Source organism: Candidatus Pantoea communis (assembly GCF_011752685.1).
GTDB lineage: Bacteria > Pseudomonadota > Gammaproteobacteria > Enterobacterales > Enterobacteriaceae > Pantoea > Pantoea communis.
Genome location: NZ_VWXC01000046.1, coordinates 1 through 9,287 on the forward strand (window position 1 = coordinate 1; position 9,287 = coordinate 9,287).

Annotated in this window: 10 protein-coding genes and 3 pseudogenes; 7 read left to right on the forward strand and 6 right to left on the reverse strand. The window is 47.6% G+C overall.

Going from position 1 to position 9,287, the window contains the following annotated elements:
• Both F3J37_RS27540 and F3J37_RS27545 read left to right on the forward strand, forming a co-directional pair.
• Positions 1-160, forward strand: a 160-nt coding sequence (locus tag F3J37_RS27540) for an IS3 family transposase (RefSeq protein ID WP_166936789.1), incomplete at its 5' end; no start/stop codon positions are given.
• 7 nt (positions 161-167) lie between these two features.
• Positions 168-833, forward strand: a complete 666-nt coding sequence (locus F3J37_RS27545; protein WP_205299069.1) for a hypothetical protein — start codon at positions 168-170, stop codon at positions 831-833.
• Between the two features lie 490 nt (positions 834-1,323).
• On the opposite strand, the gene F3J37_RS27550 is transcribed toward F3J37_RS27545, so the two are convergent.
• Positions 1,324-1,965, reverse strand: a complete 642-nt coding sequence (locus F3J37_RS27550) for a hypothetical protein (protein ID WP_034830568.1) — start codon at positions 1,963-1,965, stop codon at positions 1,324-1,326.
• A 125-nt stretch (positions 1,966-2,090) separates the two neighbouring features.
• Positions 2,091-2,978, reverse strand: a complete 888-nt coding sequence (locus tag F3J37_RS27555; protein ID WP_034830567.1) for a LysR family transcriptional regulator — start codon at positions 2,976-2,978, stop codon at positions 2,091-2,093.
• Between the two features lie 96 nt (positions 2,979-3,074).
• Here F3J37_RS27555 and F3J37_RS27560 point away from each other — a divergent pair.
• The 3 genes and pseudogenes from F3J37_RS27560 to F3J37_RS28330 all read left to right on the forward strand — a co-directional run bounded on the left by F3J37_RS27560 (position 3,075) and on the right by F3J37_RS28330 (position 5,497).
• Positions 3,075-4,135: pseudogene (locus tag F3J37_RS27560) on the forward strand (SDR family oxidoreductase).
• Between the two features lie 276 nt (positions 4,136-4,411).
• Positions 4,412-4,999, forward strand: coding sequence for a hypothetical protein (locus tag F3J37_RS28325; protein WP_230599240.1), 588 nt, complete (start codon positions 4,412-4,414; stop codon positions 4,997-4,999).
• Between the two features lie 57 nt (positions 5,000-5,056).
• Positions 5,057-5,497: a hypothetical protein gene (locus tag F3J37_RS28330; RefSeq protein WP_230599238.1), complete on the forward strand. Its 441-nt coding sequence runs from the start codon at positions 5,057-5,059 to the stop codon at positions 5,495-5,497.
• A gap of 824 nt (positions 5,498-6,321) precedes the next feature.
• Here the strand turns inward: F3J37_RS28330 and F3J37_RS27570 are convergent.
• From F3J37_RS27570 to F3J37_RS27585, 4 genes and pseudogenes are all read right to left on the reverse strand, one after another.
• Entirely contained in the window at positions 6,322-6,654 is a 333-nt protein-coding gene (locus tag F3J37_RS27570; protein WP_052127585.1) for a conjugation system SOS inhibitor PsiB family protein, read from the reverse strand.
• A gap of 28 nt (positions 6,655-6,682) precedes the next feature.
• Positions 6,683-6,862, reverse strand: coding sequence for a hypothetical protein (locus tag F3J37_RS27575; protein ID WP_052127584.1), 180 nt, complete (start codon positions 6,860-6,862; stop codon positions 6,683-6,685).
• Between the two features lie 311 nt (positions 6,863-7,173).
• A pseudogene (gene ssb1 / locus F3J37_RS27580) lies at positions 7,174-7,317 on the reverse strand (single-stranded DNA-binding protein SSB1); the annotation flags it as partial.
• 487 nt (positions 7,318-7,804) lie between these two features.
• Positions 7,805-8,152 carry a hypothetical protein gene (locus F3J37_RS27585; RefSeq protein ID WP_034830560.1) on the reverse strand — a complete coding sequence of 116 codons (348 nt, stop codon included), beginning with the start codon at positions 8,150-8,152 and terminating at the stop codon, positions 7,805-7,807.
• A 113-nt stretch (positions 8,153-8,265) separates the two neighbouring features.
• Between F3J37_RS27585 and F3J37_RS27590 the strand changes: the two genes are divergently transcribed.
• Both F3J37_RS27590 and F3J37_RS27595 read left to right on the forward strand, forming a co-directional pair.
• Positions 8,266-8,706, forward strand: a complete 441-nt coding sequence (locus F3J37_RS27590; RefSeq protein WP_034830559.1) for a LexA family protein — start codon at positions 8,266-8,268, stop codon at positions 8,704-8,706.
• Positions 8,707-8,931, forward strand: a pseudogene (locus F3J37_RS27595) (Y-family DNA polymerase); the annotation flags it as partial. It abuts the gene before it with no gap.
• Between the last annotated feature and the right edge of the window lie 356 nt (positions 8,932-9,287).

Consider the following 9,287-nt stretch of genomic DNA (forward strand, 5'->3'; position numbering starts at 1 on the left):
GATTAAGAAAAAGATCTACGGAACGAGAGACGAAGCCAGAAGCGATATTTTTGATTACATCGAAATGTTTTATAACAGTAAGCGTCGGCATGGTTCGAGCGAGCAGATGCCACCGGCTGAATATGAAGACCTATATTATCAACGGCTCAAAAGTGTCTAGATTACCCGTGGCGATTCAGGATGATATAATTGATTTTGTCACTAGCAATGCAAAATCATGCATTTTTTCTTATGATAAAATGCAAACTCTTGCCACCTGGGAAGAAAGAACCAATATCGACGGCAGAATTAACGCAATAAGCAACATTAAAACGTTCAGCCTCTCAGAAAAAATCAGGACCAACAAAGAAATAGCCAATTTCATTAAAATGCTCTTTAATAACAAACGCACGTTCGAGCTTGTCAGTTCTGGCAATATTGAAATAAATTACTTCCACAATTTAGATGATGCAAGAGGCTACCTTTATAGTTTAGATTCAGGAAGCTGGGAAGTTCTTCGGTTCACGCCTTCGCAATACGATAAAGAACATCATGATAAATATGCAAACGTTTACAACAAGACATCACACCGTGTAATTGGGCAAGAGTTTGACAACGTTGCCGTGACAATTGATGAATACTTCGAATATGATTCTGACGGCCGACTGGTCTTTAAAGGAAGGTCTTATTACTATCCACTAAAAATGCTTTTCCAAAATATCACACGAGCCAGGAAAAAACTGAACCCTGTAATAATCAATAACCAGGTCTTATTAAATAGATGCCTGTCAATATTAAAATACCCCCCCTTTCTCAGGGGGTTTCTGACAAAGTCTCCACCTCTGTTTTTATAAACGTATTTGTATGCAACTCCCTATTTTAAGAAGGAGGAATGGATAGACTTTGTAGCAGTTAACACTGCCTTTAGTTCGCCATCAGACCTTAGCCTTTAGGCCCGAAACGCATTCCTTCACGGTTCGGCGGAGCTTACCACCTTTGTTGGTAAGCGCAGTCGGGCTGACGACCCGGCCACGCCGGAGAGCCGACGGGGGCCATTGAAGAGAGGTCATTAAATTATCCTGCAAAGCCTATCCACCAGCCATTCTCAGAATGAGATATTCATAACCACCTTTATTCAGGGGGAAGAACTTCAACAACTCTTTCAGGCGAAGGCTGCGGTAAGTGTATGGGTCCAGCAGGAAAATTCCAGTGGTGTTACTCTGCGCTGTTATTCTGAACGTGCCAAACTTGACGGCCTTAATGCTCAGACAATCCCGATGCGGCTTATCACTGGTTCGAGGCAGAACGCCGAACCATAACTTTCTCTGAGACGCAGAGACAAGGCTAAGGGTAATCATTATTGAGTATGGAACTGAAATCATCTGAAGCGCTTTTTTTATTAGCGGCGGGTGGAATGTATGCATTGAGCGTTTTGCTTATACGGGATATTTTAAGAGCACAAACTGCTACCCACCCCCATGTTAAAAAGGCCACAACAAAGACTAACAGGGACTTCAGTAATTGCGTGACGTCACTTTGTATGAAACCACTGTATACCTCTGAACCTGTGATCACTAACAAACATATCATTACCAGAGGTACGAACCAGATATGGTATTTGTGTGGATAAATATATCCCTCAGAGATTTTGTACATTCCCTGATAGCGCAAAACTGTTTTAAGGGACGGAATCAATGACTGCGCATGATCTGAACAGATGCATATGATTTTATAGGATAGATCACGGTCTCTGTGCAGTCCGAATGACTGAAGACGGAACTGCTGTTCTGCCTTAGCTAACGGGTCAGCTACCGGGGCAGCTGTATCTCTGAGCCACTTAACCGCTTTTATCTGCTCAGGCAAAGGGCGTGAAAAGAAATCTCTGCGATGAAACTGCATATACTTTTTTGCCAATGCACCGATGATCGTAACGAGAAAAACAGAAACGACCTGAATACTTAACAGATCTTTTAATTCTTGAATCATAGCTGTTTCCTTGCTCCTCTGACATTAAAGAAAAGTAATATATTAATTAAATATCAGTTGATTATATTAAAACTTACTTTGGCTTACTCCATTTCGATGGCCATCTCACTCAATCATTTCGTTCTTTAAAGCAGTCCTGCTATCTGCGGCAGTAACTGTTCGATCACCCCTGCCACGTTTCTGACCTTATGCGGGATAAAACGGGCGTCGGGGAAAACGACATACAGGAAACGATCTGGCAGCTTCCAGTCCGGAAGTACCGGAATAAGCGTACCCGCCTGCACCGCTTTAGTTACGAGCGGCAGCTGCATACCACCAATGCCAATCCCTGCCTGTAATGCCTGAAGCAGGCCTTCACTGGTGCTGGTCTGAAAGACGGTATTCACCTTCACATCGACCGTCTCATTTTCTGAAATCAGCCGTAAGGGGGCATCATGCATAATTCCGCTGAAACGGATGTGTGGCAGCGCTGGCAGGTCAGCTGGCGAATACACCGGTGAGAACATGGGGGCGGAAAAAAGCTGGATCTTGACCCGCGCCAGCACGCGTGACGCATGTTCATCCGGTGGCTGGCTTCCTAGTCTTATGGCGATATCCACCCCTTCGGTAATCAGGTCTGCAATGCGATCGTCCAGGGAAATTTTAAGATGTAATCCCGCATTGGCTTTCTGCAGGTTCAGAAGGTGAGGAAGAAATAGCTGGCCAAGGCCACTCGGAAGCTGCACATGAACTTTGCCCTGCCACTGATGATCACCGGGAGACAGGTTGCTTTCCGCCTCACGCATTGCTTCCAACAACGGCTGCATATCACGCTGGTAACGCTGTCCCTGCTCGGTAAGTGCCATCTTACGCGTCGTACGATTCAGCAATACCACCCCGAGCTCCTCCTCCAATGCGGCAATCTGCTGGCTAACCGCAGATTGTTTCAACCCGATTTGACGTGCAGCTTCAGAAAAAGAACCGGCTTCTGCAACATGCAGAAAGGTAGAGATAGCATTAAGTTTATTATTCATTTAGCTATTTCCATTATAAGTACCATCTAATTATGGGGGTATATGCGGAAAAAATAATATATCACACTCTCTGAACCCCTACTTCGGAGTCACAACATGAATAACTTAAATAAGGTCGCACTGGTCGCAGGTGCAACGGGTATTGTCGGTAGCAATCTCGTAAAAACGCTCCTTCAGGATGGCTGGGAAGTGATCGGCCTGAGTCGCCAGGCGCTACCTCATCCTGATAGTATTCCGGTCGTATGCGTTGATCTGCTTGATGAAAACAAAGTGAAAAGGTGCTTCAGCAATTAAGCAGCATTACACATATCTTCTTTAGCGCATGGGTAAATGCGGCGAACTGGACAGATATGGTTGGGCCTAACGTGACCATGCTGCGTAATCTGGTCAGTAATATTGAGAAAGTGGCTCCACTTCAGACGGTAAGCCTGATGCAGGGCTACAAAGTCTATGGCGCACATCTCGGGCCCTTTAAAACACCGGCAAGGGAGAGCGATCCTGGCGTGCCGGGCGCTGAGTTTAACGCCGCGCAACTGGCTTGGCTGAGTGATTTTCAGCATGGGAAAGCCTGGCACTGGAATGCTATCAGGCCGGGAGTGGTTGGCAGCGCAGTGTCCGGCAATACCATGAATCTTGCGCTGAGCATCGCGCTATATGCTTCGCTTTGTCAGTCCCTGGGATTACCGCTCCGTTTTCCGGGTTCTGAACGCACCTGGAATAGCATTGTTGATCACACCGATGCGGGTTTACTGGCAGAAGCAACAATATGGGCAGCCACCACGCCGGGAGCAGCAAATCAGGCTTTCAATGTGAATAACGGCGACATCTGGCGATGGAGCGAATTGTGGCCGCGAATCGCACGCTGGTTTCAGCTGGAATGCGCACCACCGGTCAGACTTTCATTTCACCAGATGTTTAGAGATTACCAATCTGCATGGCGCGACATGGCATTAACTCACAATCTTGTGGAAGCTGATATTCTGCAGATCAACGACGGTCAGTTTGCAGACTTTGTATTTGGCTGGGAATACGACATGTTTGGTGATGGCAGTAAATTACGCCGCGCAGGCTTTCAGAAAATGCAGGCAACTGATGAGATGTTTTTTAGTCTATTCAGAGAGTTGAGGAGTTTCCACCATATACCCCTGCAACGCTGAAATGTAAGGTTGATAGGGGAACAATGATGTTCAGGCACGGGTAATCTCACGTCCTTAAAAGGTGATACTCTGGCTGGCTGGGATTGACTTCAGTCAAGGTATTATCCGCTGTATGCGATTTGCAGATGTTCCATACATTTATCAGGACGATGGAAAACTGTACGCCACCAGACTTCCTGATATATGGGTTTGCAAATTCTGTAGATAAATGATTATGCTCAAAAACTGACTTTAAGCTATACGCTCCCCCTTAGGCTCATAAAGTGAGAATACTTAATGACTCCAATTCCTGCTGGTCTGTTCGATGTTTATGCCTTATCACTGCCCAGAGGGCTGGGATTTGGTGATGATCCTCCAGTTAGCGCATGGCGCAGTCATAATCATTTAACAATCGGCGCGCTGACTCGCAATTTCCATAGCGGAAAGCACGGTGTTCTCATAATGCGACGCCGTGAAGACGATATATGGTCAGTGCTGCACAGGGAATCAGACACTTTTAGCGAAGAAGGAGCTTTAGACATTATCTGTAAGGCATGCAATGAATCAGCGAATCGCGCTCCCTTGCCCCCGGGAGTTCACAGACGTGCACCGCTATGGGATGTTGAAGGAAGAGAACCAAGTGGCATTTTCAAACTACTCGGACATCCTTCCAGAGAACCTGGCGCATGGATGCTGAATCAATTGTATCTTGCAATGCCTAATCCTGATACTCACTGGGCAAGAGAGTGCCAGTCTGATAATTTTCACACGCGAATTTGGGAAGCCATTCTCCTGGCCAGTTTCCGTGAACAGGGGATGTTAGTCACCCAGGAACAGCCCTCTCCTGATTTTCACGTAACAAACAGAGCTGGTGGAGGAGCCTAGGTTGAAGCTGTAACAGTTAATCCACCTGAGCGTTATGACCACGCCAGAGCAGAACCTGTGGAGCCTCCCCTGAATCGGCAAGAAAGAGTATTAGGAATTGCGGCAGAACGTTACGCGCGAACCTTGCGAAATAAATTGCGTAAGGATTACACCAGCCAGCCTCATGTCGAAGGAAAGCCATTTGCCATTGCAATCGCTGACTTTCACGCTCCGGGCTCGATGATGTGGAGCCGTGAAGCACTCATGACTTACCTCTATGGGTTTTATGGCAGAGAAATAGAAAAAAATGGGAAGGTTGTCATTTCAGTTGAAACCGTTGATTGCCTTTTAAGTGACCCCAAAATCCGCGCTGGTTTATTCTCTTCACATGACAATACAGCCCTCTCTGCGGTTATTTTTTCAAATGCAGCGACGCTGTCTAAGCTGAGCAGAGTACCAGTTTCTTCCGGTGCGCTAATCGAAGGCTACCGGTATATCAGGATCGGGGGAGTTTGCTGATGATTCGCCAGGAGCAACACGTGGAATTCCCTTTAGTATGGACGTAACCAGCGACGAATATCGTAGCTTATGGAAGCCCTATAGTTATGAGCCATGGACTGCAGAATTTGAGGTTTTTCATAACCCATACGCGAGATTTCCTATCAGTTCAGCGCTGTTTCCGGAGGCCACGCACTGGCTTCCTGTGAATGGTGAGATAACTTGCAAACGCTTTTTAAAACTAGCATTTTAAAGAGCCAAACCTTGATTCAGCGCTCAGACGTGCCGGTTCCTCACGTAGAGAGCCTTATCTTTCAAGACACTCATGACTCGGACCATAAAATGGCCTGATAGCAACCCGCCTGTTCGCTTTAATCAGATTAGGTCCACATTGGGCGAACGAATCATGCATATGCTACCCTCGGATAATGGATGGCTAAAGCGTGAGCCTGAAAAGATTTTTAAAAACGAAAACTGTGATAAACCTTCAACAAATTTATCAGCTGTTAGCGGCACCACCTACCTGACAACCTATTGATTTAATTCAATTACCTGGCTGGCCAACACCGTTTCTGCCTCGCAAATAAGCCTTTCGAGCAACTCGGCATGATGCTGCATCGCAAATGCTGAACGAATTAATTCCTTACCTGAATGTCATTCAGGCTCGGCAGAATCAGCCACATCAAGCGCAGGTGTCAGACTCACTTCAATTAGAGCACATTGTGCAGACCGCGCCTTAAGTCCGGCAATGTTAGCCGGAAACCGTGTAAGGTCGATTTCATAATGATGATCAGGCGGCTGAAGGCCCCCACTGAATGCCATACTACGAAACAGTGAATGCGCATTCATACACCCATCTCCTTTCTACCCAGTAATCCGGCAATCTCAGCTGGTTTTATACCCGCTGATACTAATCCTTCAATGCGGATCAGCATCTGCCTTATCATTGCCGGCTCAAATTTTTCAGCATTAAGGATATACAGACCGGTATGATCCGGATTTATCCAGATAAGCCCGTGCCAGAAAGGCGATTCATCCCCCGGGCTAAGAATATCGATCGTCAAGTGCTTGCACTTGCGGTGGGTCAGCCGCAAATGAACAGGGAATACGCCGCCCCACTCTCCGCGACCTTCGCAGTCATTACGCCAGGCATCGCTGAGTTTCAGCGCGTTAAGCACTGCCCCACTCAGGCGGTGGCGATACTCCTCACCGCGCGCGATAGGACTCATAGTCGGAGAGCGAAAACTGCTGTAAACGTGAGAGCGTGAACGTCTCATCCCGGATCATTTCACCTGAATGTACGTTCATGTAACCGCCAGAAAGCCGACCGTAATAGCCAGCAGGCTTGCCCTCACTAATAAATTCTTTAGGCTGGATAAATGGCATATCCGATTCCTCATAATTTGATTGTCATGCCCGTGCGGGGTTGCAGCTCCGCACGGGCAATCTCCAGTGCCTTCAGGCCATCTCAATTTTTTCAGGTCCCGCGTTCTTAATGCCCTCAATGGATTGCGAGATCGGAGCTGTATCATTCAGAACGGTTAGATTTACCTGATATGTCATCATCAAAATCTGCCAGCGGATGGCTTTCCTGCGGCGTACTCTGGGATCCATTCTGCGACTGGTCTGCACTGCGACCTCCTCTGCCCCCTTTGCCGTTATTTACTGGTGCAGAAGGCGGCTGCTGGGGCTGACTTTTCACCGGTCTGTTTGTCTCGCCAGGTTTCTGATGTGGCCAGCGTGATGTTTGCGACCGCACCGCCGTTCGGCATGTAGCGAATTTCAGGGTCCTGTCCCAGATTGCCTACCAGAATGACTTTATTTACGCCGCGTGAAGCCATGATCGTTCTCCTGTATCAGTTTGCTGTTCACCACATCACCCGTTTGAGACCCTTCGCCGCAGGGGCGTTAACAAGTGCATGTGACGGCAGCCGTCCGGGGCGGAGGGGAAATTTTTTCAGGTCTAACGCAGTGGCTGGACATAAATTTCACCGGAGTTCATTTCACTCTAGACGTCCACGGCAACTGTGCTTGTCTTAGCCCGGCGACAGGACTTAAGCGGAGAGATAATGCGGAAACTCAGAGTACGATGCAGCCGCAACGCCGAATGAGCGGCAGCGAAACGACGTTGCGCCTCAGAGCGATGCCGAATTCAGGGCGTCGCGGTTTGCGCCTGCTCAGAGCAGGCTGCAGGTATGGCACTATGCCTTCTGCGATTTCAGTTTTATTGTCCGGCCATCCGGATTCAGACGCGCCGGCATCAGACGTAGGCAAAACCGGCGTAATAAAGCGGAATGGATCTTGCGGGAGGGTTTCATTTCACAATCCTTATGCAAAAACTTCCTTAAAACGAGCAGTTATCATACAGAAGCAAGTAAAGTTAAAAAAACCCGTACCGGCTTTTTCAGAGAAGCGCCAATGTGGCCATTTTTTTGCAACTCTGTCATCTGTGTCCTGCCCGGCGGTCCGAAGGCCTATCACGAATTTTGCAGAAATAATGGGGATTATCTGGTTATCTGAGTTAGGTATGGAAACCGGCGCGGGTTCGTTATCCACACCAGCACTGCACATTTGATACTTAAAGCTGTGGATAAATTGTCTCAGCCCGTGCAGTTCGGAGCGCGCAGCGAGTTGGTCATTTTGTGAGCAAATATCGCTAAATATCGCATTAAACATCAACGGACGTATCTATTTGACTGCCCTCCCCTGCCATCAGCATCTTGCGTCGGCCTCAAAGCCAGCTAATAATACTGTAAATACATACAGCACTATTAGAAGAGATGATTGTCATGTTTAATGCCTTTGAGTTGATTAACCCGGCTGCAAATCCGCCCCCCAGCTACAGGCCAATTTTTCTGGAGCGCGTGCCCTGCGGGTTTCCCTCCCCCTGTCAGGACTACGCCGAGCATGAATTGGACCTCAATGAGCATCTCATTACTCACAGGGCAAGCACTTTCTTCCTTCGCGCACAGGGCAGCAGCATGCAGGACATTGGCCTGTATGACGGTGACCTGCTTATCGTTGATCGCTCACTGAAACCTGAAAACAGTGACATCATCCTCGCGGAGGTTTACGGCGAGTTTACGGTAAAACGACTGCTGATCACGCCTGACGGGCCGGTTCTGCAGCCAATGAATCCTGCCTACCCCGTAATAAAACCTGATCCTGATTCGCTTCAGATTTTCGGCGTGGTCATCCATTTCGTTCATACCACGCGCCGGAGAAACTGAATGTTTGGGCTTATCGATGTGAATTCATTTTATGCGAGCGTGGAGAAAGCGTTTCAGCCCTCGCTGAGGAATGAGCCCGTCTGCATCCTTTCCAATAACGATGGCTGTGTTATAGCAAGAAGCAAAGAAGCCAAAAAATATGTACGCATGGGAGAACCCTGGTTCAAGATTAAAAACCAGCACTTTCCCGTTAAGATCCATTTTTTCTCCAGCAATTACGCGCTTTAGTAAGTTACGTGGAATGCAACTCTTTTAGCCGGAAATTCATAATAATGGCTGCGTTTATAAGTGAAGCTTCTGGCGCAAATCACGCCGGTATCAGGCTTAATTATGCGACGATATTTTTTTGCAGCAAGATGCCGTTTTTTTGCTCAAATACCCCTCCAGCCCTAATGCATTGGCGCAGTCAGCCGATAAATAATGTGTGCCTCATCAGGGCACATATAACCGATATTGCGACTGATTGTGCTGATGGCTTCCTCCCGGAAGCCATTTTTTTATTACGCTGCCTGCACAGTTAATTCCTGTACGGGACCGCCAGCGCCCGGATTCTGAACCCTTTCCCACGAAGCTGATCGTAA